We start from the raw sequence: 25,395 nt of genomic DNA on the forward strand, positions 1-25,395 counted from the left end.
AGAAATGCTTGTTTAACTGATTAGGCTAAATAAAAATTAAAAAAATCATCCTGATTTAAAGTAATTTCTAAAGTTGTACGTCTACTCTTGATAACAAACCTAAAAACATTTTATTATGATAGCCGTTTTCAAAACAAATGTATCCACGGATAGCGAATTAAACGTAATCAGCCCATTGCTGAACAGCCGTTTCAAAGAAATTAAATGGAATATCGATTTATGGGATTCTGATAAAATCCTTCGGGTAGATTCGCCAAGAGATTGGACAAAAGAAATTACCGAGCTCTTTAACAGCATTGGTTTGCGCTGTATTAACCTCGAAATTTTTCATTCAGCGCCTTTTTAAACCTATTTTTCTTTAAAAAGAGTATGGATTCTACTGCTTAAAAACTCCTTCAGGTTTAATTGTTGCAGCCTCGTTATTGGGATTGCTTCCATAAGGCATATCTTACGGCGTTCTTTTGACCATTTTGTAATAGATTATCGTTAAATTGCATCATCTATTGCATCAATCCCTAATGAAAGAAATTACCGATATCATAAAGGCATATCAAAAGGCAACGAAAGAAAAGAAAAAAACAGCCCTCGCAACGGTAGTTAAGGTAGAAGGTTCTTCTTATCGCAGGCCAGGTGCCAGGATGTTGATTACTGAAGATGGCCATTTAACAGGAGCCATTAGCGGCGGTTGTTTAGAAGGTGATGCCTTACGGAAAGCACTTTCGGCAATAGTACAGCAAGAAAACAAACTCATTACTTACGATACTACAGACGAAGATGATGCCAAATTTGGTGTACAGTTGGGCTGCAATGGCATTGTACACATTCTGTTCGAACCCATTATAGAAACGGACGACTTAAACCCCATCGCTATTTTAACCGCTTTGCAAAGCAAAAGGGAAAACGCTGTATTGGTTACACTTTTTTCGTTAGCGGATAAGTTGCAATTGGGCACGAGCATGCTTTTTAGAAATAAACCTATCCTATCTAAAATCCCAAAATCTATCAGTGATGAAGCAATTAAGGATATCCAAAAAGTTTCTGAAAATAAAACTACAACATTTAAGGTCTATGAACTCGGCAGTCAACAGATTGATGCCTTTCTGGAGTTTATCCAACCTCCAATTTCATTAATTATAGCAGGTGCGGGCAATGATGCACAGCCTTTGGCAGAAATGGCTTACCTTTTAGGCTGGGAAGTAACTGTGATAGATGGAAGGCCTGCCCACGCCACACTTCAACGTTTTCCAAATGCAACCAAAGTTTTAGTGAGTAAAGCCGAAAATGTGTTACCACAAATTCAGATAGATGGGCAAACAGCTTTTGTACTGATGACACATAATTACAGCTACGATCTCGAACTACTTAAATATCTATTGGGTACAAATGCACCATATATTGGCACACTAGGGCCTAAGAAAAAGCTAATCAGAATGTTAGATGAACTGGATTTAGCAACCCCAATAAACGAAACACGAGTGCACGGGCCCATAGGGCTTGATATTGGCGCAGAAACCGCAGAAGAAATTGCCATTTCTATCCTCGCAGAGATTAAATCCGTTTTTACCGGGGCATCGGCTATATTCTTAAAAGAGAAGAAAAAACCGATCCACGTTTACGAATAAAAAAATAATTAAGCAATTGAAAACGGGCATCATCATATTGGCAGCAGGCAACTCTTCACGTTTAGGAAGACCAAAACAGCTTTTGGACTACAAAGGAAAAACACTCTTAAAAACGGTAATAAATGAAGCTTTAGAAACAAATTGCAAACCTGTTATTGTTGTTTTAGGCGCATATGCGAAAGAAATAGCCGGCCAACATCAGCATGACCAGATTAACTTCGTTATTAATGAAAGCTGGAAAAATGGAATGGCCTCAAGTATTGTTGCCGGACTTTCAACCTTGGTTAAAAAAAATAGTGAAATTGAAAGCATCATTATTGCCGTGGCTGACCAGGCTTTTATAAAAATGAGTAACTTTAATAACTTAATTGAAAAGCAGAAAGAAACAGGCAAAAATATCATTGCCAGTTCATATAATGAAACGATAGGAACTCCTGTTCTCTTCAAAAAAGACTACTTTGAAGCACTTTTATCGCTTAAAGGGACTGAAGGGGCAAAAAGCATATTAAAGCAGTATCCGCAGGATCTGGAGACAGTAGCTTTCGAGCATGGAGGAATTGATATTGATACAGAAACAGATTACAATAATTTAATTAGCCAGCAATGATAGCAGATTCTTTTGGAAGAGTACACGATTACCTACGGATATCACTTACAGATAACTGCAATTTTCGCTGCTTTTATTGCATGCCCGAAGAAGAATACGACTTCACCCCTGCTTCCCGGCTCATGCAAACCGAAGAAATTATTAAGCTGGCAGAAGTTTTTGTAGCCAATGGCGTAAAAAAAATCAGGCTTACGGGCGGTGAACCATTGGTGAGAAAAGATGCTGCTCAAATTATTGCGGCATTGGGTAAACTTCCGGTTGAGCTTGTAATTACCACAAACGGAACCCGCATTGCAGAAATGTTGCCTGTATTAAAAGAAGCAGGTATTAAAACCATTAACATTAGTCTGGATACATTACAGCCTGAGAAGTTCTTTATGATTACCCGCAGGGATGTTTTCCATCAGGTACGCAGCAATATAGAACTGCTTTTGCAGCATAAAATAAAGGTGAAAGTAAATATGGTGGTGATGAAAGGGCTTAACGACAACGAAATTAACGATTTCATCAGTTGGACCAAACACAACCCCATCCAGATCAGGTTTATTGAGTTCATGCCCTTTAGCGGTAATAAATGGACGAGCAATAAAATGTTTTCTTTAGATGAAATCCTATCCGTGGTTGAAAAAGATTTCACCGTATTACCTGTTAAAGGAGAACCGCACGATACGGCCAAAAGTTTCATGATCCCTGGTCACGAAGGTTCGTTTGCCATTATCAGCACCATGACCAATCCTTTTTGCGATACCTGTAACCGCATGCGCCTAACCGCAGATGGCAAACTCAAAAACTGCCTGTTTTCGGATAGCGAAACCGATCTGCTTACTGCATTGCGGAAAAATGAAGATGTGCTTCCGTTAATCCAAGCGACTATATGGAGCAAAAAGAAAGCATTAGGCGGGCAGTTGGCGGGTGATTTCGAAAAAATTGATGCAACTACTATTCAAAACAGAAGTATGATTACCATTGGAGGATAAAATTTTCATGATCAGCGTAAAAGAAGCAAAACACCTCATTTCTCAACATATAAAAGCATTAAATCCCATTTCTATTGACTTGGCAAAAGCATCAGGGCTCATTCTTGCAGCCGATGTTTATGCAAAATATGATATTCCCGCATTTAGCCAGTCAGCAATGGATGGCTATGCATTAAAGTTTGAAGATCGCGAACAAGAACTCAGCGTGGTTGGCGAAATGGCTGCTGGAACAGCAACTAACATTACAATCCAAAAGGGCGAAACCAGTAGAATATTTACAGGTGCTCCGCTGCCCAAAGGTGCCGACACCGTAGTGATGCAGGAAAAAATTACAAGGATAGATGGAAAAATCACCTTACAGGATCTCAATTTAAAACCTGGCTTAAATGTACGCGATAAGGGTTCGGAGATAAAAGCTAGCGCATTGGCTATGGAAAAGGGGGATTTTCTTAGTCCTGCCGCTATTGGCTTTCTGGCAGGGATTGGCATTAACGAAGTTAGCGTTTATCCCATGCCAAAAATTTCGATTATTGTAACGGGAAAAGAATTACAGCAACCGGGTAAGCCTCTTGAATTTGGACAGGTTTATGAATCGAATTCCTATTCTCTTTCTGCTGCTTTAAAACTTGAAGGGATTGAACAGGTTGCCGTTTATGAAGCTGACGATGATCTCGGGATCTTAAAAAACGTACTACTAAATGCAATGGCAAACAGCGATGTTGTTCTGTTGACAGGAGGTGTAAGTGTTGGCGATTATGATTTCGTAATTGAAGCAGCCTCACATTGCGGCATCAAACAGATTTTTCATAAAGTGAAACAGAAACCAGGTAAACCTTTGTACTTTGGCACAAAAGATCAGAAGCTAATATTCGGACTTCCAGGCAACCCTTCATCTGTACTCAGCTGCTATTATAATTACGTATTGCCATCCATAAAATCCTTATCACATCAAAACAATAGTGTTATTGAGGTTCAGGCAGAGCTTACACATCCCTATTCCAAGCCTGCGGGACTAGCACATTTCCTAAAAGGCAAATATGAAAATGGACTGGTCACCCCGCTCAGTGCGCAAGAATCTTACCGATTAAGCTCCTTTGCACAGGCCAATTGCCTCATCTGCCTCGATGAAATACAAGAACACTTTAATAAAAGTGATACCATAACTGTAATGATTTTACCAAACTAAACCATGCAAGAAAGTTTTATACTCTTTTACTGTTTACTTTTTATTGTTGCTTTTTTATATGCTTCAGTAGGGCATGGCGGAGCAAGCGGCTATCTTGCATTAATGGCTATTTTTGCTGTTTCGCCCGCCATCATGAAGCCTACGGCATTATTGCTTAATCTGTTTGTTTCTTCCACTTCCTTTATCCAGTTTTATCGCGGTGGTCACTTTAAGTGGAAAACCTTTTGGCCTTTTGCCGTTGCCTCTATACCACTCTCTTTTGTGGGCGGTATGATGGTTATTGAAAGTTCCATTTATAAAAAGATTTTAGGGTTACTTTTACTCATCCCGGTCATCCGTTTTTTCTTCTTTAAAAATACCGATCCTAAAGATTTCAAACCATCAAATATTCCTTTATCACTTACTATTGGCGGTATTATCGGTTTGCTTTCGGGCATGATCGGCATCGGGGGCGGAATTATCCTTTCCCCTGTCCTATTATTGTTAAAGTGGACAGATCAAAAGCAGACGGCGGCAATTAGTGCAGCGTTCATCTTTGTTAATTCAGTTGCTGGTTTAGGCGGCCAGCTGATTAAAGGCTTCGAATTTAATAGTCATATGCTTGCTTATGTCGGAGTAGCTTTTGTTGGTGGCATTTGCGGTGCTTATTTTGGCGCCTTAAAATTTCCGCAAACCGTTTTAAAAAATGTGCTCGCCTGCGTATTAGCGCTAGCCGCTTATAAATTATTATTTACACATGCATAATATGAAATACCTTATCATCGCCGTATTATTTTTAAGTTTTGCTGCAAATGCCCAAGAAAGCAAGCAATTTATAATCGAAGGGAAGGTTAAAAAGCCATTAACAATCACTCTAGACAATTTAAGTACTTATAAATCCGTTAGTTTGGATAGTATGACGATTTTTAACCATTTGATGCAACGTAAAAACAGTATCAAAAACATTAAAGGTGTGCTTTTAAAAGATATTTTGGCCAAAGTAGAAATAGATGCTGCTTCACCAAAAACACTTAGCGAATACTACCTTGTTTTTACCGCAACTGATAACTATAAAGTAGTGTATTCGTGGAACGAAATTTTTAATTCACCAACCGGAAACCAACTGATGGTTTTAAGTAATTATGATACCGATCCAGTCAAGACTGAAAAAGGGAATATCGCCATTATTACACCCAGCGATTTCGCTACAGGAAGAAGATTTGTAAAAGGATTGAGTAAAATCAGCATCTTACAGGTAAATTAGCACCATGGAAATCGAAATAATCAGTTTTGGCCAAATTACCGAATTCATCAAGAATCAAAAGGTTGATATTGCAGGCATTCGCGATACCGATACATTTAAACAATACCTCGAAGATCGATTTCCAGCCTTAAAAGGTATGAAATACAAACTTGCCTTGAATAAAAATATTGTTCAACAGAATACGGAAATTTTAAACCAGGCTACAATAGCCATAATGCCACCTTTTTCTGGTGGTTAAGCAATATGAGTGCAGAGCGATACAATAGGCAGATTATCCTTAAAGGGTTTGGGGAGGAAGCACAACAAAAGCTTTTAAGGGCAAAAGTACTTGTTATTGGCGCTGGAGGTTTGGGCTGTCCTGCGCTGCAATACCTGGCTGCTGCTGGCATTGGCCATATTGGCATTGTTGATGATGATACCATTTCATTATCCAATTTACATAGACAGATTCTTTTTACTACAGCCGATATTGGAAAGCCGAAAGTAGAGATTGCGGCAAAGCGCCTGCAGGAAATGAATACCCAGATCGGTATTATCCGTCATCCGATCCGTTTGCAGAAAAACAATATCCTCGATATTCTATCCAGATATGATTACATATTAGATGGTACAGACAATTTCGAATCCAGATACCTGATTAACGATGCCTGTGCACTACTTAACAAACCACTTATATTTGCCGCAGTTTCGGGTTTTGAGGGGCAGTTAGCCATATTTAACGCTCCAGATCATTTTACTCCCAGCACCAATTACCGCGATATCTTCCCCATCCCCCCCGATAAAGGAGAAATAGCCAATTGTGCCGAAAATGGTATTTTAGGTGTATTACCAGGCATATTGGGTACCATGGCAGCCGCAGAAACCATCAAACTGATTGCCAAAATTGGGCAGCCGTTAACCAATAAAATATTAAGTTATAATTTACTCACACAAGAACAATACACCATCAACATCAGTCACGGAGGCGGTTATATCCTGCCTAAAACTGTTGATGAATTTTTAAATATGGATTATCAGGATACCAGCGAAGGACCACAGGGGTATATAGAAATTGATGCCAGCGAACTGGTTAAACTTCAACAGTTAGAATCGACAATTTTAATCGATGTACGTGAAAGGCACGAAGTACCGATATTGGATAAACAAATCTTTACACAGGTACCAATGTCGGAGTTTGGCGCTTTTATGAGCAAAGAGTTTTACCAAAAACATGTGGTTTTAATCTGCCAGCATGGAATCAGAAGTGTAGCAGCGGCAGAGGCCATGCAGGAAAAATACGGTGATGCCAAAAAGATTTACAGTTTAAAAGGTGGTATTGTAAAATGGAGAGATCATTTTCTCAAACCCTAACATGAGCGAAAAAAAAATTAAAAACATATTTGTTGATGGTTCAATAGCACCTGCTTTTATAGCCGATAGCATTGCCAAGCACAATAGCAAAACTGCTATTGGTGGCCATAGTATTTTTATGGGTCAGGTGAGAAAAGATGAAATTAACGGCAAATTTGTTGCAGCGATTGATTATACCGCATACGAAGACCTCGCGCTTGAAAAAATGCATCAGATCAGAGAAGATATTTTCCAAAAATATCCATTAAACTGTATGCACATTTATCATAGCTTAGGCAGAGTTAAAGCAGGCGAGATCTGCCTCTTCGTTTTTACTTCATCGGCACACCGCAAACCTGCAATAGCAGCCTGTAGTGAAGTAGTAGACCGATTAAAAGCTGAATTACCGATCTGGGGAAAAGAAATATTCGAAGACGAAACCCACCAGTGGAAAGAAAATATTTAATATGGTAAACATCACAAAAAAATCCAATACCTTAAGGATTGCCATTGCAACCGCTACTGTAAAGGTATCGAAACAGGAAACCATTGATGCCGTTGAGCAACGCAAAATTCCCAAAGGTGATGTATTTGAATTTGCCCGTGCAGCAGGATTATTCGGCGTAAAAAAAACAAGCGACGTGATTCCGGATTGTCACCCGCTTCCGATTGAATACACTGCTATTACTTACGAAATTGTGGGTTTAACCATCATTATTAATGTTGAAGTACATACCATTTACAAAACAGGTGTAGAGGTTGAAGCGATGCATGGTGCCTCGGTTACCGCCTTAACCATGTACGATATGTTAAAACCAATTGACAAGGGAGTCGAAATCGAAAATATCAGGTTATTAAAAAAATCGGGAGGAAAATCTGACCTTAAAAACGCGAAATTCCCTGAAATAAAAGCTGCAGTAGTAGTCTGTTCAGACTCTATTTTCGAAAATAAAGCACAGGATAGCGCTGGCAAAGCAATTATTTCGAGACTCACCCAGTGGGAAATCAATGCTGAGAAATATGAAATCGTACCCGACGGAATCAATATCATCCGGAATAAAGCCAGTGAGTTAAGTAAAAGCGGTTATCATCTGATCATTTTTACAGGAGGAACCGGCCTTTCACCACGCGACGTAACTCCTGAAGCCATTGCGCCTTTAATTGACAGGAACATTGAAGGGATTATGGAAGCCGCCCGCCGTTATGGCCAGGAACGCATGCCTTATGCTATGCTTTCGCGTGGTGTAGCAGGTTTTATTAGTGAAACATTGGTGCTTACTTTCCCAGGCTCGAAAGGTGGTGCAGAAGAAAGTATGGATGCGCTTTTCCCACAGGTTTTACATTTGTTTAAGGTTATTAAAGGGGAAAAACATTGATCCTAGACTTTATTAACCAGATTGAAAATCCGTGGGCATAGATCAAGATCACAGATCCTGATCAACAATATTAAATCTAAACAGCAAAAATATTTTTTGTGATAAAAAATTAAGTCCTACTTTTGCGGCATGTCGTCTAAATATAAGATTTTATACTTTTTCCAGAATTCTGATACTGCTATTCTAGAAATTCAACGTCTTGGTTTGCCCGAGAATGCTGATGCAGAAGCGACCTACCACTGGCTTTACTTTGATAAAATTACAGGCTCTTTGATTAAATTATGGTTCAGATCGATGGATTCTTCTACCGAAATTGAAGAACGCTATTTTGAACAGGGTTATCTTAAATTTAATAAAACAGAGGCTACATACATCGAAAAGCACAATTCTTCGCAACAAAAACTCAATAATATGGGCAATAGAGCTATTGGAGATGAAATAAGTGTTTTATTAGAAAATTATCTGAAATAATTTAAGCCATCTCTGGCAGTTCTGATTCTAAACCAACTTTATTTAGAGGATAACGGGAGGCATGAAAATCCTGAAGCGACTGACAAAAACCAGGGTACCATTCTTGTTTTTGCATACTTTCTAAAAGTTGTGCACAGGCGAGTACATCAGCATCAGCCTGGTGCAGTGCCTGGGCTACAAAATTAACCACATCCCAAATACCTTCCATCATAAAAAACCTAAAGGCAGATAGAATTGCAGACCATTGCACTTTTTTAGCCAGTAGCAAAAAGAAACGCGATACAGGGCTGCACAAACGTTTAAAAGCCATGTAATCATCTTCGGCGCCCTCCAGGTTTAAAAGGCCATCACTGTAGGGCAGATTTACAATTTCTGCAGCAATTTTATCACGACCATAGAAATAAACACTGCCTGCACAAATGGAAGATATCGATATTAACGCCAAATGATCGTAGATTTCGGGATGCATTTTCAACTTTCCATTACGTACAAATACCAATCCGCCCTTTTTTGCAGTGCCAGCTTGTGTATTCATAGCTGATAAACTTAAAAGCTCAAATTCGCCTGCAAAATTAAGTGCCATTACAAACTGTGCCGCAGCCATAAAAGTACCCCGATCTAGCGGTTTATTGTTTATAACAGGTTCCTGAATTGAAAAAATAGAAAGTTGCAAAAATATTTAATTTGTTTGGTTCCGGCCGAGTAGATCGACATTGGCAAAAATAAAAATCCAATTCAAAAAACAACGATATAGATAACGAGGTAAGTCGATCAGAATGGTAATCAACTAGAAATGAGCAGGAAATTTTTTCAACCTTTTTGTTCAGTAAATCGTATCCCTAAGTTCGATAGTGTAATAAAGTATCCGTGCAAAAAAAAAGCAGGACTAAATCCTGCTCAAAATCTTTTGGGGGAAGAATTAAACAACTCTTACTTTCACTGCATTAAGGCCTTTTTTGCCTTCTTGAACTTCATATTCAACTGTATCATTTTCTCTGATTTCGTCAATCAGGCCTGATGCATGCACAAAAATCTCAGATCCGCTTTCTTCTTTAATAAAGCCAAAGCCTTTTTCTGAGTTAAAAAATTTTACTGTTCCGTTTTTCATTATACTGGATGTTTTTAAATTAAAAACCAAAAATAGGATTAAAACCCAAAAACCAAAATTACTGGCAAACAAAATTGCTAATTATGCACAAAAAGATTTACAACTGTAAAAATTATTGCTGCTATTTTACAGTCTAAGCTATTAACCGCGAATGTTTACGGGTTAAAAAGATTTTCCTTGCGTAATAGAAGAATACCAATTAATCGGGTGCGACCTTAAATTCATGCCATCACTTTCAATATGATACAAGATAATAGGCATACTAAAATCGACAAAACGTTCTACCTGTCTGGAAAGTTTACCGAGAAAATCCATGCTCGATATGCCCTCCTTTAAATGAACGTAAATTACACTGCCTGTTTTAAACTCAAAGCGTTCTACCACTCCTGGCCACTCTGTTTTTATCCTGGTGAGGAAAGCTTTGATTTTGGTTTCTTCTTTTAGATTTTCCATAAGCTTATCAGGTTTTTTTAATATATGCTAATTTAAAAAATTATTCCAAATTAGGTTAATTGTAACAGGACCTATACAATTCTGGATATTAAATTTCAACTCCTGTGATTCGCTAGCCTAAACTTTTTTCAGAGGCTTAAATACAAGAAAGATGTCTCTAAATGCTCCGGTAAATATGAAAGCTGTTTTGATAATTGGACCATGAACGGGCAAAAGTTCTGTCATAGGGTTATTCAAACATCGATTTATTAAAATAGGATTGTATGTATAAAATTCTTTGTTACTCCCTTTCAAGATTAGACAATAGATGAAATTAAAAAAGCCCTTCAATCCTGAGAGGGCTTTTTCATAGTCGTCTATCCCTATAAGTAGGAATTTCAAAACTAATTAATGCTTTTTATATTTTTTGGGGTTGAATAAACTGAACAGATTTTTTTTTTGGCTTAATTCATCTTTGTTTTTTTAGCTAAATATGCCATTTAAACGACTATAATACACTACTACTCTACTCCCTTTGCATTAGTAGGAATAACATACAGCGATTTTGAAGCCGTAATAAAAAGCAAGTTTTTATCTTTTCCACCAAAACAAACATTACCACACCACTGTTCAGGCACTTCAATATGACCGATTTGTTCGCCTGTTGGTTTGTAAATATTCACCCCTTTTCCGGTTACATAAATATTTCCCTCACTATCTAAAGTCATCCCGTCAGAATGCTGGTTAAGAATAAGTTGTCTGTCTGCTAATTTGGCATCGGTACCAATACGATAACGATAAGTTTTATTCGCATCCATATCGGCCACATACAAAAATTTACCATCTGGAGTACCTACAATACCATTAGGTTTAATCACATCATTAGCAACGATAACAGCTTCTTTTTTCCCTTTTGGCAGATAGTATACCTTTTGGCCTTGAATCTCCGGCGCTTTTCTACTCCAGTAATCGCGCTGATAATAAGGATCGGTAAAATATATTCCACCTTTAGCATCCAACCAGATATCGTTCGGACCATTTACCTTTTTACCTTCATAATCGCTGAAGAGCACTTTTATCTTCTTGTTTTTATCGATAGACCAGATCTGGTTATGTTCGTCGGCACACACAATCAAGTTTCCTTTCTTATCAAAATAAGTTCCGTTTGCCCTACCCGATTTATCCATATATAAACTCAAATTACCATCAATATCGTATTTCCAGATCTTATCGTTCGGTTGATCAGTAAAAAAAACGTTTCCCTGTTTATCAACAGATGCACCTTCAGTAAACTTAAACTGCGACGAAATCAACTTTAAACTATCCTGGACAAAAAGGTTTTTTCCTGCACTTTGTGCAAATGAAATGGTGCTTAAGGCTATGAAGGCAAAAAAGACGAAATATTTTTTCATTTTTATTTTTTAAAAAAACCTGATAGGTTTATAACGATATCAACTTACCCGTTTTCCTTTCAGCAACATATTTAATGCATCGTTCAGCGTTCCGGCTTTTTGCACTTCGCCTTCATTTACAAAATAAATTTCGTCGGCATTTTCAATAGTATTTAAACGGTGAGCAATAATTACCAATGTAGTTTCTTTTGATAGTTTATTTAAAATGCTTCCCAAAAGTTGTTCGGTTATGGTATCGATATTGGCTGTAGCTTCATCAAGAATCAATAATTCAGGATTTCTAAGCACGGCACGCATAAAAGCTATCAGTTGTTTCTGTCCCAAACTGATACTATCTGATGTTGAAGTAATCTGTGTATTTAATCCTTCATCAAATATGGCTAAAAGTGCATTCAGGTTGGCCTCTTCAATTATTTTCTCTAGCTGCCCATCACTTACCTCCTTATATAAACTGTTGCCATATAAAATATTCTCTTTTACTGATCCAGTAAATAAAAATGGCTCTTGCAATATGAAACCGATTTTTTGTGTCCGTTCTTCTGCAGAAAATGAACGGATATCCCTGCCATTTAATAAAACAGTTCCTTTTGTGGCATCGTATAAACGGGAAATTAATGAAGCAGTTGTAGTTTTCCCACCTCCGGTTGGTCCAATTAGGGCGTAAGTTTTACCTTTTTCGAACCTTAAGTTAATGTTATGCAGGATTTCTTTACTATCATCATAAGAAAAATGAACATTTTTAAACTCGAGCAAAGCAGCATCTGAGGTAATATTTTCATCAACTTTAACCTGTTTTAAGTTACTCTCTAATGATAAGATCTGTGATATCCTGTCCCAACCTGCCATGGCAACCTGAAAACTGGTCCAAAGTGCGGCCAACTGCCTCAGCGGATTATAAAAATTGGTGGTATAAGAAATATAACTCACCAATAAGCCCAAGGTGAAATTGCCCTTAGAAATTAAATAAATACCAAAAAGTAAGGTAATTAGTTGCGCAATACTCGATAATAGCCCATAAACAGGTACAAAAATATTGTTGGCCAAACCTGCACCAATCGCCGTTTTATAATTTTCGGTATTGGCTTCGTTAAAACGTTTCCTAAAATAATCTCTGCGGTTAAAGGCAATAATCACTTTAAAGTTGTTCAGGCTTTCCTGTATTTCGGCGCTCATTCCGCCAACACTTTTTAAATTTTTAGCATTTTTTCCCTTTACCCAAGGCGATAAAGCCACTGTAAAAAGAACAATTACAACCGCCGGCGAAAGTGTTGCCGCACCAAGTTCTGTGTTAATTGAAAGCAGGAAAATACCTGCGCCGATCATGGTTACAATACTGCCTATAAACTGCATTAGCGACTGCGAGAAAAACTGGTTCAGCTTATCGGTATCGTTATTCACCCTCGAAATCAGATCACCTGCTTTATTCTGGTTAAAAAAAGAAACAGGTAATTCCTGTAATTTATTAAAAATGGCATTACGTAAAGTGTATAACATCCGCTGGCCTACCCCGCCCATTAACCTGGTTTGAGTGTAACCGGTTACCATGGCAATCATATACATTACCAATAGTATACCACCAAAAACAAGAACACCATGAAACTGTTTGGTGCGGATATAAGTATCAACTGTATGGCCGACCAGCAATGGCCCTAAAAGCAATAAGCCTGAATTTACCAAAATGGCAATCAGTGCCAGCCAAAGGTTTTTACGTTCGACTGAAATGAGTTTAAGCAGGCTTTTCAGTGCTTTAAAAGTAGATTGCTTTTCCTGCCTGGTACTAAGCTGGTTAAGATTGTAGTTCATAATTACTGGTGCTCTGTTGTGAATTGTAAATCTGAACATATTCCGGACTGCTTTTCAGCAATTCCTGATGGGTTCCTTCTGCAATGATTTCGCCCTGCATCAGCAAGATCACTTTATCGTAATGTTCAACAGAAGCTATTTTTTGTGTAATGGAAAGTAAAGTTAAACCTGGATAATTTTGTTGGATGTTCTCTAAAATCCTTTTCTCCGTATTGGTATCAACACGGGCCGTAAAATCATCAAGCAATAAGATCTTCGGATTCACCGCTAAAGCCCTGGCCAGCATAATCCGTTGTTTTTGTCCACCCGAAAGGCTGTTTCCCCGTTCAGAAACAATGGTGTTCAACTGATCGGGTAAAGCGCTTACAAAATCTTTAAGTTCGGCAGTAGCAATGGCCTTAGCCAGCGATTCGTCTGTAACGGTATCGCTAAAGGCAATATTTTCCCTAATGCTCATGTTGAACATAATGCTGTCCTGAAATACAAAACCAACCTGTTGATGGAAATTCTCCTGATTGTATTGTTTAATCTCTTTACCATCAAACAATACCAATCCCGAATCGGCATCTATCAAACCTGTTAAAATATAGAGCAATTGTGTTTTACCCGCAGCCGTAGGCCCAATAATGGCCGTTTTAGAGCCCGCTTTTGCAGAAAACGAAACCGATTTTAAAATCGGTTTTTGACCGAAATTCATGTTAATATCTTTCACTTCCACATCGCCCTTTAATTGTGTTGTCAGCGTACCTGGATGTTTAACCTCAGCAGCATTCAGCACACTTTCTATTCGCTGATACGATGCTGTAGCCTGTGCAATAACATTGCTCATAAAACCGATTACCAAAATAGGAAATATGATAAGCGTGAGGTAACTGCTAAAAGCCGTAAACTCTCCCAACGTCATCGAATTGGTAATTACAAAATGACCGCCCAGCACCAAAATGCACAAACCAGATAAATTGGCTGTAAAAACAATAACTGGGATCAAGGCTGCAAACATCCGCAGAATGGATATCCCTAAATCTCTCGCTTTGGCATTTGCATCTAAAAATTTATTGTATTCTAAAGCTTGCGAATTAATTACCCGGATTAAAGCCGAGCCTAAAATACTTTCGCTGATTACTTTGTTCAGCCAATCGATTACTTCCCTGCTTTTTTTGAAAAGCACTTTTACCTTGCTTAATACATAAAAAAATGCACCGCCAATAATCGGCACAATCGCAATTACACAAAGTGCCAGTTTCCAGTTGATCATTAAGAGCAAAATACTCGCCCCAACAATTAAAAATATAGATGAACAGATAGAAACGATAGCCTGCGAAACAAACATTTTGATCGAATCGGCATCGGCCGTAAGGTTAGTCAACAGCTTTGAGGGGTTAGCCTGAATAATGTAGGCGTGGCTTTGTCTCGAAATCTGATCAGACAACCTTGTTCTTAAATCTCTTGCTACACGTTCAGAAGCATAGGTTTGTACAATGCTCTGTAAATAAGTAAAAATAAAAACCAGAACAATGGCCAGCGAAAACTGAAGCAAGATGGATTGAAGATTGAAAGTTTTGTTGGTATAAGAATCGATACCACCGGCAATAATCTTTGGTAAGAGTAAGTTGATGCCGTTACTGAGCAATGCAAACAAGATTAGCATAAAAATTAAGCCCCTGTAGTTTCCAAGTAAACTGAAAATACTTGGCTTTTTGGCTTCTTTGGTTTTTTCCATATCAAATGAAGATACCTTAAATTGTAGGTTCCAAATTTAGCCGAATTAATTGATATCGATTGTAAGAAAGATATTAAGGAAGAAAGATATTTATGAATGAGCGAAATAACTATACAAAAATTACGTACCATTCAGTCATTCGCTCATTCAACAATTAACCGATTTAACGGTTTAAACAATTAACCACTTATTTACTTTCCTTCAAAACCATATCAATGGTAATGGCAGTAGCCACAATTGCTACCTTCTGGTTGCTTTCCGCATAACTGGGATCGATAGAAACATTGTATTTATCGGCTGTGGTAAAAACTTCTTTCAAAGCGCCAGCCCATTTTTTATTTATTTTGCCCATTTCGGCACCTACATTATTGGTAATGCTGAAATTCCAGGCTTTCCAATCGCCAGATATTTTTGCAATCTCCTCTCCTGATTTCGGGCTCGAAATGGTAAAAGTTGGCTTGAAGAATTTAAATTTTTGCTTAATAATACCCACTTCAACACCTAAGGGATCGGTAACGATAATTTTCGACATCCAGAATGTCCAGCCTCTGGTAATGGTAGCCTGTAATTGGTCGTTGGTATCAGTAATTTCTAATTTAAAAGGCATCATTCGCTTATCAACCAACAAGGTTAGAACCTTGTGCCAGCCAGAAATACGCTGTTTAATAATCCCGATCTGAGCACCCTGATCGTTGTAAACTTTGTACTCGTTCGCAAACTTTAAAAAGTTTACTTTCTCGTCAATAAAATATTCATCGCTTAAAAAAAATGGAGGAATCTGCTTGTTCATATTGTAGATTTAATATTAGATAAGTTGCGAAAATATATAATTTTCATTGACTATCCTTAATTTTCTAATAGAGCGTTAATTACCATAAGAGTCGTCACCCTAAATTTATTTCGGGGTCTTTATTAAAAAAGATGCTGACCACGTAGTAGCTACAAGACAATTGAAAACACTATTTCTACTTGTAAAATAAATTCAGCATGACGTAATGATTAGAAATGGCTAATTTAGTCGTATCCTAGCTTTAATTCCAGACAAAACATTAGGATACCTTTCAACTTTATTTAAAAACCAATTTGCAACTAAACATTGCTACCTTTGCAGCAAAAGCCATTGAAGAAAATGGTTAAACCCAAAACAAATGATTGAAATAGGAAAATACAACGAGTTAAGGATTTTAAGCAAAACAGAAGCCGGATTAAACTTAACCGACGGCGATAAACTAGTGGTACTGCCTTACCAATATGTTCCAAATGGTGTAGAAATTGGCGATAACATTAATGTTTTTGTATTTGTGCAAAAAGATGGCCGCTTAACAGGAACTACTCAAAAGGCATATGCCGAAGTGGGCGATTTTGCTTTTTTGAAAGTAGTTTCTGATGGTGATGATGGCGTTTTTATGGACCTTGGTATTGATAAAGACGTATATGTTCCGGATCGCGAGCAAAAAAGGCCCATGCAAAAAGGCTATAAGTATGTGGTTTACCTATATTTAGACGAAAGTGCCGGTCGCTTGTTGGCTTCTTCTAAACTGTATGATTTTGTTGAAGAAGAGGACTTCGATTTCGAAGAAGGAGACGAAGTAAGTTTATTGATTACCGAAGAAACCGATCTTGGTTTCAATGCCATTATCAACAATACTTATATCGGTTTGCTATACAATAATGAGGTTTTCGATAATATCCAACCAGGTGATCAGCGTAAAGGCTGGATCAAGAAAATCCGTGTTGAAGGCAAGATCGATCTAACCCTGCAACCTAGCGGTTATGGTCATATCCTCGATTCGAAAGAGATGGTGTTAAAAGAACTGAAAAAAAGTGGTGGTGTGATTGAATTGGGCGACAAAAGTTCCCCAGAAGATATTTACCATCGTTTCCAGATCAGTAAAAGTGCTTTCAAAAAAACCATTGGTTCATTATACAAAGAGCGCTTAATTGTACTTTCTGACGATTCGATCAGATTGATTACAGACGACGAAGCAGAATAATTTATTTCATAAAATCATTACGATTGGTCGTCATTCCCAACTTGATTGGGAATCTTAAAGCGCTTGCATTACGATTCCCGCCTGCGCGGGAAAGACGACCAATCATGAATTAACCAGTAAAACTTACTATAGATCTAATTCAAATTAAACTTCTCGCTCTGAACTATTTTATCGGTTGGTGTCACACCGACCGAAAGGGGCATACTCAACTCCAAATTGGATAAATATAATATAGTGGATGGATAATGTTGGTCGGTGTGACACCAACCAATAGACAAGAAGGATCTCCACTACGGTTGAGATGACGAATTGACTTCCGTGTCTCCGTGGCAAAAACCTAATTCAGATTAAACTTCTCATTATGAATCTTAACCACATTCGAGGCCGAAACAATGGCCACGATCATAATTCCGATTACAATAGCTAAAATAACCTGCAAGGTAGAATATATCTTTGTTCCCGAAACGAAGATCTTTGAACCTTTAATCAGCTCATTCCCAACTTTAGATTGTATTTTAATGAGCGCCGAAAGTTTAGCCAAAGTCTGGTTTGTAGCTTCCCTACCCAACGACTCATAAATTGCCCTCCCCTCTGTACCAGCCATGTTCAAAATTTTAACCTCCAATCCTTGCTGAACCGTTAATGCCCTTTTAAGATCGTTTAGAAAACTTTTTTCCTGCTTTACCAATAAAGTAAGTTCATATTTATTAATTACTGAATCTATTTTACGGTTGTGTTTATTCATTTTAACCAAACCCGCTGAAGGATGAATAATGTTGTTACCCAATAATATATCTTGAAGGATCTCTTTTTTATAATAAAGGTTTTCTGCAATAAAATATAGGTCTGTTGCCGGAACAAGCCTGTCATTGTACATGGAAATAAAAGATTCGTTAATCTGCTCTACACTTTTATCTTCCAAAAAGCGGATCAACAAGGTGCAGCACATGATGCAGAAAAGCAGGAAAGCTATTTTTAGCTTGTTTTTAAGACTAAAGGCAAATTTCATAATATAATTGGTTAGTATCTAAACTTCACTGGCTTTGACCGTCACCCTGAATTCATTTCAGGGTCTTGTAGCAGGAAAGATGTTGAAATAAATTCAGCATGACGATAGCTACTAAAAGTAATCCTCCTGCGCGGTTTTCGCGAAAAGTTGTGGCGCAAAATTGACTAAATATAACTCTTTTTTTGCTCGTGTTACAGCCGTGTATAACCAGCGGAGAAAATCGAGATCAATCATTTCTTCAGTTAGATAACCCTGATCAGCAAAAACAGCATCCCACTGTCCACCCTGTGCTTTATGACAGGTTACCGCATAAGCAAACTTAATTTGCAGGGCATTATAAAAAGGATCAGCCTTAATGGCCAGCATCCGCTGCCGCTTATTGGCAATGTGTTCATAATCTTCATTAAGCCCATCAAACAACTTTTTATTCTGCTCGTAAGGTAGATTTGCACTTTCTAAATTTAAGGTATCTAACATTACTTTGCAGCTAATCTGTCCTGCAGCGGGGAAATCCATAAACTCTAAAGTGGCATCAGCAAAACGGAATCCATAACGTTCTTCTTCTCCCCTCACACGAATCACCTTTGCCATATCACCATTGGCAATAAAAGCCGTATCCTCGTTCTCTGGCAGCCAGAAATAATTGTTGCGCACCACCATAATCTGATCGCCACCTGTTAACTCTTCCTCGCGATACAGCAACCTTGCTCTAATCTGCTGGTTATACACATTGGCCGATTTATTGGAACGGCAAACCACCAGGGTATTTTCCATGCCGAATTTGCGGTAAGCATACTCCAGTCCTTCAACCAAACGTGCCCCGGGCATATTATAGATATCTGTATAACTTTTAGTCAGAAATTTAGGCATCGGATTTTCGGGATTTTTAGCAATCTGATTTCTCAACATTGTGGCATTTGCTAAAATACCCGATTTCTTTCCTTGCCTAACCACTTCCTTTAACTCGACAGATGATACCGTTAACGCAAATTTATCTTTGAGGTACTGTTCGTTCAGGGCCGGGCTATCTAAACTCCCCACAGGCGGTAACTGAGCGGTATCGCCCACAAAAAGCAAAAAACAATTTTTGGTGTTATATACAAACTCGAGCAGATCTCTTAATATCGAAGAACCTGTTTCGTTAAATTCATCGGCTATCATAGAAGCCTCATCGATAATAAACAATGTATTTTCGGCGAGGTTCGGTGCCAACTGAAACTGCATTTCCGGCGATGCTGCAGAGCGTTTGCGGTAAATCCGTTTATGTATAGTTAGCGCCTTCCGAAAAGAATATTGACTCATTACTTTCGCGGCCCTTCCGGTTGGTGCCAGTAACTCACTACGCAGGTTAAATTGTTTCAAGACCTTTACCAAAGCTGCTACAGAAGTAGTTTTACCCGTACCTGCATATCCTTTCAGCACAAAACAGCGGTACTCATCGTCCTGTTGCAAAAACAACGCCATCCGTTCGCAAAAAAGCAATTGCTCCTTAGTTGGGCTATGTTCGTATGCAGAAGCAATAAGCTGGCTTTTATCCTTGATCATTTAGGGTTTTGATTCTGAATTGGTAAATTATATAAAATTCGCTACCTGAAAATTGAAAAATTGGTTAATCCGTTAACGGTTTACGGCTACCGTTCGTAAAAAACTTTTTTTTGTTTTGAAAAGCAGTTGCAGTGCTAATCGGTTCCGGCAGCCCGTCTTTCCGCTATATCCCCGATGAAACCTATGAAACACTTAAAAATGGCCCTTAAATCGGGGGATGCCGCTTCAATACGGTTTAAGCGGCAAAGATAATGCTCTTTTTTAAGTGCATTCTGCCTAAACAATAAAACAATGTAACAATCGAGCAATTTTCGTTATAAGAGAAGTGTTTCAATGCGGTGCGCCATTACCATATTTTGTTTTTTGCTATAGCTGAAAATAGTAAAATGGCCATCCTGAGAGGCTACCAAACCAATAGACTGTGGCTGATCGTTAACAAACTGTGCCACAGAAAAATGTCGCGTACCGCCAAGCTGTCCTGGATAAAGAATTTTATCTTCACCACCAACAATCGGCTCCGAAAATGCAATCTGTTCTACCGTTGGTTTACCTTTAGCACGACCGATTTTTGCACCAAATGCAATCAGATCAAATTCTTCGTTGATGATTGTTGCACCATCAACCGCTGTTAAACCCGCCAAATGATCAACCTCGCGACGCACAGCGCCCTGCGAAAAAATTTCGCTCTGATTACCACTCTGTTTCGCCAGGTTGGATAATCCACAGAATGGAGGTTCTATCAAATACTGTATCGGGTGGATAATCGATTCTTCCCATTTCGTATCGCCTTTCGGCACAATTAACAAGGCTCCCCCCCGACCATGCGCACGCATAGAAACCGAAAATTGAATCAAAATATTGATCGGATCATTCCAGCTGGCTAAAACAGTGAGATCTAACAAGGCCTGTAAAATAGGCGGGCAATCCTTATTCGTACAACTTCTATCGTCTACAATGCGGATCTGCTCCCCTTTTAGCACAGCAACGTTGGTAAACTTACCAATGCCATAAATCCTCCTGTGTTTAATTACAATTAATCCAGGTTCCGAAACATCAACCACAAAACAAAAGTTCGGAATATTAAGGGTTGTGCCCCAGATATAAAGTTCGCCATCCTCTTCCCAAACGCCCAGATGGATACCAGAACGTTCAATCCCAGGTGCTATTTTGGTCAAGGTATTGGCATTTAACGCTAATTTTTTGGCAAAATGCAATGGTTTCGAAGTTTGTTCAGGAGGCAAAAAAGCAATCGAAATCCGTGGCGAATGCCCCTCCTCCTTACGTAAGCTGCTCCAAAAAGCAACATCAATTATTGCTTCAATTATTTTTTGACCTGGTTGAGTAGCCAAATCTATCTCACCTTGTGCAATTGCATTTTTATGCAATTTAACAAAATGTTGCTCAATAGTTGCTGCAATCGTGTTTGCCGCTTTGTAGGTAGGCTTGTAACTCATGTTCCGAATTTAAGCCGAATATTTCGATTTTTGAATATCCTAAAGGTTTGATTTTGGTAAAAAAACACAGACATTTTTACCACAGACCTTTACAGATAAACACAGATATTTTTGATGTTCTTTTTACCGCAAAGCGCGCAGAGATAAGATTAACCACAAAGACGCAAAGAACACGAAGTTAACTGTATATTTGAGCGAATATTAATTCACTCAAGTGTCTCTTGTAGTAAAAAAATCATTGGTTCATTGGGCAATTAGTAAGCAAAATGACTAGGAATTGTTTCCATGAACTCCGTGTTTCCGTGGCAAAAAAACTAAAGCACTGGGGGCAAAACCAAAAAATTCACCCCCATCTTACCGTTAATCCTCAAAAAAGTCTATTTTTGTTTCAATGAGTAACAACAGTCTCTTATTAGTCGATCCGGATTTTAAAGCTGATGCATCTGCAAACTGCCATTTATTATTAAAAATAACGAATGACAGCTTTTCTTATGCTGTGGTAGGTAAGGATACGGAAGAGATTAATATCATTTTTGATAAACAAGGCTGTGAAGATGTACAGAAAGAACTAAAATCTGCATTCGAAACCGATCGTTATTTATCATTAAACTATGCAACGGTAAAAGCGGCAATCCATACCTCGAATTTTATTTTTATCCCTGATGAATGGTTTGATGGCGAAAACCTGACCGTTTATTCAAAATATTTAGGTTCCGATGCTAAAGTTTATACTAAACACAACGATAAGCTGGGTTTTAATACTATTTTTTGTTTAGATGAGGATTTGAAAGCAAATTTGCCTGAAAAAACAGATTTATTTCCCCAGTCTGAACCCCTCATGGCTTTATTTAGCCATTTGGCAGACGAATCTTTATTAATCGATTTTACAGCAGTATCTTTTAATGTATTATACATAAAAGATAAAAAGATTGTTTTTCAAAACCATTATCAATCAGAAAACGCGGAGGAGTTTAATTATTTCCTGTTGTTAATGATCGAACAACTGGATTTAACTGATACTATTCCCGTTTATTTACAAGGAATTATTAACGAAGATGATGAGCATTACAACTGCTTATTAAAATATTTTAACCAACTTTATTTCTTCCTTCCTGCTGGAAAACAAAATAGCGAGCTATTGGCCGATATGCCTAAGCACTATTTCAGCGGTCTACTTGCTTTAGATTTATGCGAATAATTGGTGGTAAATTAAAGGGCATCCGTTTGCAGCCCCCTGCAAATTTACCGGTACGCCCAACTACGGATATGGCCAAAGAAGCGCTTTTCAATATCCTCAACAACAAATATGATTTCGAAACCTGTTCTGTTTTAGATTTATTCTGCGGTACCGGAAATTTAACTTTTGAATTTGCCTCGCGAGGCGCAGAAAGTATTTTAGCAGTTGATATGGACTATGGCTGCGTAAACTGGGTTAAAAATACGGCAAAACAATATCAGTTCGATCAGATTGATGTGCGTAAAGGTGATGTTTTTAAATTATTAAAACAGATGACCGGCGCTTACGACCTGATCTTTGCCGATCCACCCTACAATATGCCTAACATTCCACAGATTCCGGTAATGGTAAAGGAGCAACAATTACTCAAACCTAATGGCTTGTTAATTGTAGAACATCAAAGTAACATGAAACTGAACAGCCAGCCCGGCTACACCGAAACCAGAAAATACGGCAATTCATCGTTCAGCTTTTTTGAGTTATAGTAGTTCAATCGTTCGTTGGTCATTAGTTCATTGGTTAATGGCGCATCGTTAATTTATTTTTAGAATTGAGCACACAGCGTGCTATGGCAGTCTTCAGTCCTGCTTTCCATTGCAATCAGGCTTAAAATGAGCGGTCTGCTCCAGCTATAGTCCTGTTGAACTTCTTAATGTCCTTAATTTCTTAACGGTAAAAGATTAAGCCAGGTGCATTGCGTAAATCTGTGTTTCTGTAGCAAAAAATACCGAAGACCCTGAATCGTCATGCTGAATTTATTTTACAAGTAGAAATAGTGTTTTCAATTGTCTTGTAGCTACTACGTGGTCAGCATCTTTTAGTATAAAGACCCTGAATTAAATTCAGGGTGACGACCGACTTAATTTGAAATGAATCCAACTTCGTCCTTTCGCCATAAAAATCTATATTTGAATCATGAAGATAGCGCTATTTCCAGGCTCATTTGATCCGATCACTATTGCTCACGTAAACATTTTACAACGTGCCACTCCACTTTTCGATAAAATTGTAGTGGGTATCGGACTAAACAGTTCTAAACAGAATTTCTTAAGTGCAGAGCAGCGTCTCCAGATTTTACAGACTGTTTTTAAAGGCTATCAAAATATCGAAATCCAAACTTACGAAGGTTTAACTGTAGATTTCTGCCGAAAAATCGATGCCAAATATATGGTACGCGGTATTCGTTCAGCATCCGATTTTGAATATGAAAGAGCCATCGCACAGATCAACCAGACCATGATGCCCGAAGTAGAAACCATTTTACTTTTAAGCAAACCCGAATATTCTGCCATCAGCTCCACCATTGTACGCGATATTTTAAGAAACCACGGAGATGTAAGTCCATTTGTGCCTAAAGAAGCACTTAAATTTTTATAGTTTTTAATCATGTGCTGTCTGGTGTTACCACCTGACAGATAGATGCATTTATATACATATTTCTAATCTGCGTTTTGTGTCAGATAGAAATATCTGACACCACGATCACCATCATAAACTTCAGCCACTAAAAAATGTCAGTCTGAGCGGAGTCGAAGCCTTTTACCCTATCCTTGTTCATCCTCCTTTGCAGTAGTTTAATATTATTTAAATTTAAAATGTAACGTTTTAAAGAATCGGTTACCAATGGGTTATAATATTAAATGAAAGAAGCAGAAAATACATTCCTCACCCTGATCAATCAGCACAAAGCGATTATACATAAGATTTCTAAAATGTATATGAACAGTGCCGAAGAACAACGTGATCTGTTTCAGGAAATCGTATTACAGCTATGGAAAGCCTATCCCACTTTTAAGGGCAAGGCCAAATTTACCACCTGGATGTATCGTGTCTGTTTAAATACAGCTTTAATCTATTTTAAAAAGGACAATAGAAAGGTAGATAAAACACCATTGGATGAAAATATTGATGTAATAGATGTAAATGAAAGTGCCGAAAAGGAAGAAAAACTAGCCTATCTGTATACTGCCGTGCAAGAGCTGAATGTTATAGAAAAAGCATTGATATTTCTCTTCCTCGAAAATCAATCCCATCGCGAAATTGCCGAAAACCTGGGAATTAGCGAAGTAAATGCGCGGGTTAAACTCAACAGAACTAAAGAAAAATTACAATTCATTATAAAGAAAAACGGTTATGAATTTTGACGAAATAAAAAATGAATGGAATGCTGAAAGTCCGGAAGGAAACAACATTTCTACCAGCATGCTTAAAATAAAACAGGCACATACCCCAATTGATAAAATAAGAGGAAAAATGAAACATGAGTTTTTCTACCAGATTTTCTTTTTGATGCTCATGGCCTTTGTTCCTTACCTTTTTGGTTTCTCATCGGTAATGAACCAGGTATTTTTAATGTTTTATGCCATCATCTGCGGATTTACAGCTTATTATTTTTTTAAGTTTTACCTGTTCTATAAAAACTCTTACGATATGAGTTTAGATACACGCAAAAACATCCTCTGGTTTTTCTACGAAATGAAACTGAATATCGAACTGTATAAAGCCCTCACCTACATTATTGCCTTTATCGGCATCGCATTCATTACAGTTTATTTGTTTATAGAAAAGGCTTCTATTTTCAATAAAATTTTAGCTAAGCTTTCACCTGTTTACATCTTATTAAACTGTTTTGTTACCATTCTGATTATTGGCGTTATAACAGAACTATGGGCCTGGTTTTATTACGGAAAATACCTAAAACAGGTTAAAAAAGTAGTCGACGAGTTGGATTATGAATAATCTGTGCAGTCAGATGTTACCATCTGACTGATAAAGTACCAATCCATTGATTTTTAGATGAATTTACATGCATAAGATAGCAATATCTGACACCACAAAATGTGTAGTTGGATGTTACCGTCTAACGCTTT

At 37.9% G+C, this 25,395-nt stretch carries 28 protein-coding genes; 18 read left to right on the forward strand and 10 right to left on the reverse strand.

Going from position 1 to position 25,395, the window contains the following annotated elements:
• The first annotated feature begins 115 nt into the window (after positions 1-115).
• The 12 genes from FHT21_RS12610 to FHT21_RS12665 all read left to right on the forward strand — a co-directional run bounded on the left by FHT21_RS12610 (position 116) and on the right by FHT21_RS12665 (position 8,811).
• Positions 116-346: a hypothetical protein gene (locus FHT21_RS12610; RefSeq protein WP_167295000.1), complete on the forward strand. Its 231-nt coding sequence runs from the start codon at positions 116-118 to the stop codon at positions 344-346.
• A 172-nt stretch (positions 347-518) separates the two neighbouring features.
• Complete coding sequence (locus FHT21_RS12615; protein WP_167295001.1) at positions 519-1,622, forward strand: XdhC/CoxI family protein; 1,104 nt, start codon at positions 519-521, stop codon at positions 1,620-1,622.
• A 16-nt stretch (positions 1,623-1,638) separates the two neighbouring features.
• The gene (locus FHT21_RS12620) at positions 1,639-2,229 is read left to right on the forward strand and encodes a nucleotidyltransferase family protein (RefSeq protein WP_167295002.1); all 591 of its coding nucleotides are present in this window, start codon (positions 1,639-1,641) and stop codon (positions 2,227-2,229) included.
• Positions 2,226-3,206, forward strand: coding sequence for a GTP 3',8-cyclase MoaA (gene moaA, locus FHT21_RS12625; protein WP_167295003.1), 981 nt, complete (start codon positions 2,226-2,228; stop codon positions 3,204-3,206). Before FHT21_RS12620 ends, moaA begins: the two co-directional genes overlap by 4 nt.
• A gap of 7 nt (positions 3,207-3,213) precedes the next feature.
• Positions 3,214-4,392 (forward strand): gephyrin-like molybdotransferase Glp, encoded by a 1,179-nt coding sequence (gene glp, locus FHT21_RS12630; protein ID WP_167295004.1) that lies wholly within the window; start codon positions 3,214-3,216, stop codon positions 4,390-4,392.
• 3 nt (positions 4,393-4,395) lie between these two features.
• On the forward strand, positions 4,396-5,136 hold the full coding sequence (locus FHT21_RS12635; RefSeq protein ID WP_167295005.1) for a sulfite exporter TauE/SafE family protein: 741 nt from the start codon (positions 4,396-4,398) through the stop codon (positions 5,134-5,136).
• Position 5,137: 1 nt separating this feature from the next.
• Positions 5,138-5,635 (forward strand): molybdopterin-binding protein, encoded by a 498-nt coding sequence (locus FHT21_RS12640; protein ID WP_167295006.1) that lies wholly within the window; start codon positions 5,138-5,140, stop codon positions 5,633-5,635.
• Between the two features lie 4 nt (positions 5,636-5,639).
• A complete protein-coding gene (locus tag FHT21_RS12645) occupies positions 5,640-5,873 on the forward strand; it encodes a MoaD/ThiS family protein (RefSeq protein WP_167295007.1) in 234 nt (77 codons plus the stop codon).
• Positions 5,874-5,878: 5 nt separating this feature from the next.
• Positions 5,879-6,985 carry a HesA/MoeB/ThiF family protein gene (locus tag FHT21_RS12650; RefSeq protein WP_167295008.1) on the forward strand — a complete coding sequence of 369 codons (1,107 nt, stop codon included), beginning with the start codon at positions 5,879-5,881 and terminating at the stop codon, positions 6,983-6,985.
• Between the two features lies 1 nt (position 6,986).
• The gene (locus FHT21_RS12655; protein WP_167295009.1) at positions 6,987-7,430 is read left to right on the forward strand and encodes a molybdenum cofactor biosynthesis protein MoaE; all 444 of its coding nucleotides are present in this window, start codon (positions 6,987-6,989) and stop codon (positions 7,428-7,430) included.
• Position 7,431: 1 nt separating this feature from the next.
• Positions 7,432-8,340, forward strand: coding sequence for a bifunctional molybdenum cofactor biosynthesis protein MoaC/MoaB (moaCB, locus tag FHT21_RS12660; RefSeq protein WP_167295010.1), 909 nt, complete (start codon positions 7,432-7,434; stop codon positions 8,338-8,340).
• A 129-nt stretch (positions 8,341-8,469) separates the two neighbouring features.
• A complete protein-coding gene (locus tag FHT21_RS12665) occupies positions 8,470-8,811 on the forward strand; it encodes a hypothetical protein (RefSeq protein WP_167295011.1) in 342 nt (113 codons plus the stop codon).
• Position 8,812: 1 nt separating this feature from the next.
• Here FHT21_RS12665 and FHT21_RS12670 read toward each other — a convergent pair whose 3' ends face one another.
• The 7 genes from FHT21_RS12670 to FHT21_RS12700 form a co-directional block, all read right to left on the reverse strand.
• On the reverse strand, positions 8,813-9,484 hold the full coding sequence (locus tag FHT21_RS12670; protein WP_167295012.1) for a hypothetical protein: 672 nt from the start codon (positions 9,482-9,484) through the stop codon (positions 8,813-8,815).
• A gap of 246 nt (positions 9,485-9,730) precedes the next feature.
• Positions 9,731-9,919 (reverse strand): cold shock domain-containing protein, encoded by a 189-nt coding sequence (locus FHT21_RS12675; RefSeq protein ID WP_025142821.1) that lies wholly within the window; start codon positions 9,917-9,919, stop codon positions 9,731-9,733.
• 162 nt (positions 9,920-10,081) lie between these two features.
• Positions 10,082-10,372, reverse strand: coding sequence for a hypothetical protein (locus FHT21_RS12680; RefSeq protein WP_029277549.1), 291 nt, complete (start codon positions 10,370-10,372; stop codon positions 10,082-10,084).
• A gap of 500 nt (positions 10,373-10,872) precedes the next feature.
• Positions 10,873-11,763: an SMP-30/gluconolactonase/LRE family protein gene (locus tag FHT21_RS12685; RefSeq protein ID WP_167295013.1), complete on the reverse strand. Its 891-nt coding sequence runs from the start codon at positions 11,761-11,763 to the stop codon at positions 10,873-10,875.
• Between the two features lie 39 nt (positions 11,764-11,802).
• Positions 11,803-13,566, reverse strand: coding sequence for an ABC transporter ATP-binding protein (locus tag FHT21_RS12690; RefSeq protein ID WP_167295014.1), 1,764 nt, complete (start codon positions 13,564-13,566; stop codon positions 11,803-11,805).
• Complete coding sequence (locus FHT21_RS12695) at positions 13,550-15,286, reverse strand: ABC transporter ATP-binding protein (RefSeq protein ID WP_167295015.1); 1,737 nt, start codon at positions 15,284-15,286, stop codon at positions 13,550-13,552. Before FHT21_RS12695 ends, FHT21_RS12690 begins: the two co-directional genes overlap by 17 nt.
• Positions 15,287-15,473: 187 nt before the next feature.
• Positions 15,474-16,076 carry a phospholipid scramblase-related protein gene (locus FHT21_RS12700; RefSeq protein ID WP_167295016.1) on the reverse strand — a complete coding sequence of 201 codons (603 nt, stop codon included), beginning with the start codon at positions 16,074-16,076 and terminating at the stop codon, positions 15,474-15,476.
• A 358-nt stretch (positions 16,077-16,434) separates the two neighbouring features.
• On the opposite strand from FHT21_RS12700, the gene FHT21_RS12705 reads away from it, so the two are divergent.
• Entirely contained in the window at positions 16,435-17,280 is an 846-nt protein-coding gene (locus FHT21_RS12705) for a S1-like domain-containing RNA-binding protein (RefSeq protein WP_167295017.1), read from the forward strand.
• Between the two features lie 337 nt (positions 17,281-17,617).
• Here the strand turns inward: FHT21_RS12705 and FHT21_RS12710 are convergent, their stop codons facing one another.
• From FHT21_RS12710 to FHT21_RS12720, 3 genes are all read right to left on the reverse strand, one after another.
• Complete coding sequence (locus tag FHT21_RS12710) at positions 17,618-18,289, reverse strand: MCP four helix bundle domain-containing protein (protein ID WP_167295018.1); 672 nt, start codon at positions 18,287-18,289, stop codon at positions 17,618-17,620.
• Positions 18,290-18,400: 111 nt separating this feature from the next.
• A complete protein-coding gene (locus tag FHT21_RS12715; protein WP_167295019.1) occupies positions 18,401-19,834 on the reverse strand; it encodes an AAA family ATPase in 1,434 nt (477 codons plus the stop codon).
• Positions 19,835-20,148: 314 nt separating this feature from the next.
• Entirely contained in the window at positions 20,149-21,288 is a 1,140-nt protein-coding gene (locus tag FHT21_RS12720; protein ID WP_167295020.1) for a putative sensor domain DACNV-containing protein, read from the reverse strand.
• A gap of 391 nt (positions 21,289-21,679) precedes the next feature.
• On the opposite strand from FHT21_RS12720, the gene FHT21_RS12725 reads away from it, so the two are divergent.
• From FHT21_RS12725 to FHT21_RS12745, 5 genes are all read left to right on the forward strand, one after another.
• Positions 21,680-22,486, forward strand: coding sequence for a DUF3822 family protein (locus FHT21_RS12725; protein ID WP_167295021.1), 807 nt, complete (start codon positions 21,680-21,682; stop codon positions 22,484-22,486).
• On the forward strand, positions 22,477-23,010 hold the full coding sequence (gene rsmD / locus FHT21_RS12730) for a 16S rRNA (guanine(966)-N(2))-methyltransferase RsmD (protein WP_167295022.1): 534 nt from the start codon (positions 22,477-22,479) through the stop codon (positions 23,008-23,010). The genes FHT21_RS12725 and rsmD overlap by 10 nt, the downstream gene beginning before the upstream one ends.
• A 430-nt stretch (positions 23,011-23,440) precedes the next feature.
• On the forward strand, positions 23,441-23,902 hold the full coding sequence (gene coaD / locus FHT21_RS12735; RefSeq protein ID WP_167295023.1) for a pantetheine-phosphate adenylyltransferase: 462 nt from the start codon (positions 23,441-23,443) through the stop codon (positions 23,900-23,902).
• 263 nt (positions 23,903-24,165) lie between these two features.
• Positions 24,166-24,669 (forward strand): sigma-70 family RNA polymerase sigma factor, encoded by a 504-nt coding sequence (locus FHT21_RS12740; RefSeq protein ID WP_167295024.1) that lies wholly within the window; start codon positions 24,166-24,168, stop codon positions 24,667-24,669.
• Complete coding sequence (locus FHT21_RS12745) at positions 24,659-25,264, forward strand: hypothetical protein (RefSeq protein WP_167295025.1); 606 nt, start codon at positions 24,659-24,661, stop codon at positions 25,262-25,264. Before FHT21_RS12740 ends, FHT21_RS12745 begins: the two co-directional genes overlap by 11 nt.
• Positions 25,265-25,395: the final 131 nt, after the last annotated feature.

The sequence above is a fragment of the Pedobacter sp. SG908 genome (genome assembly GCF_011759615.1).
GTDB classification, from domain to species: Bacteria; Bacteroidota; Bacteroidia; order Sphingobacteriales; family Sphingobacteriaceae; genus Pedobacter; species Pedobacter riviphilus.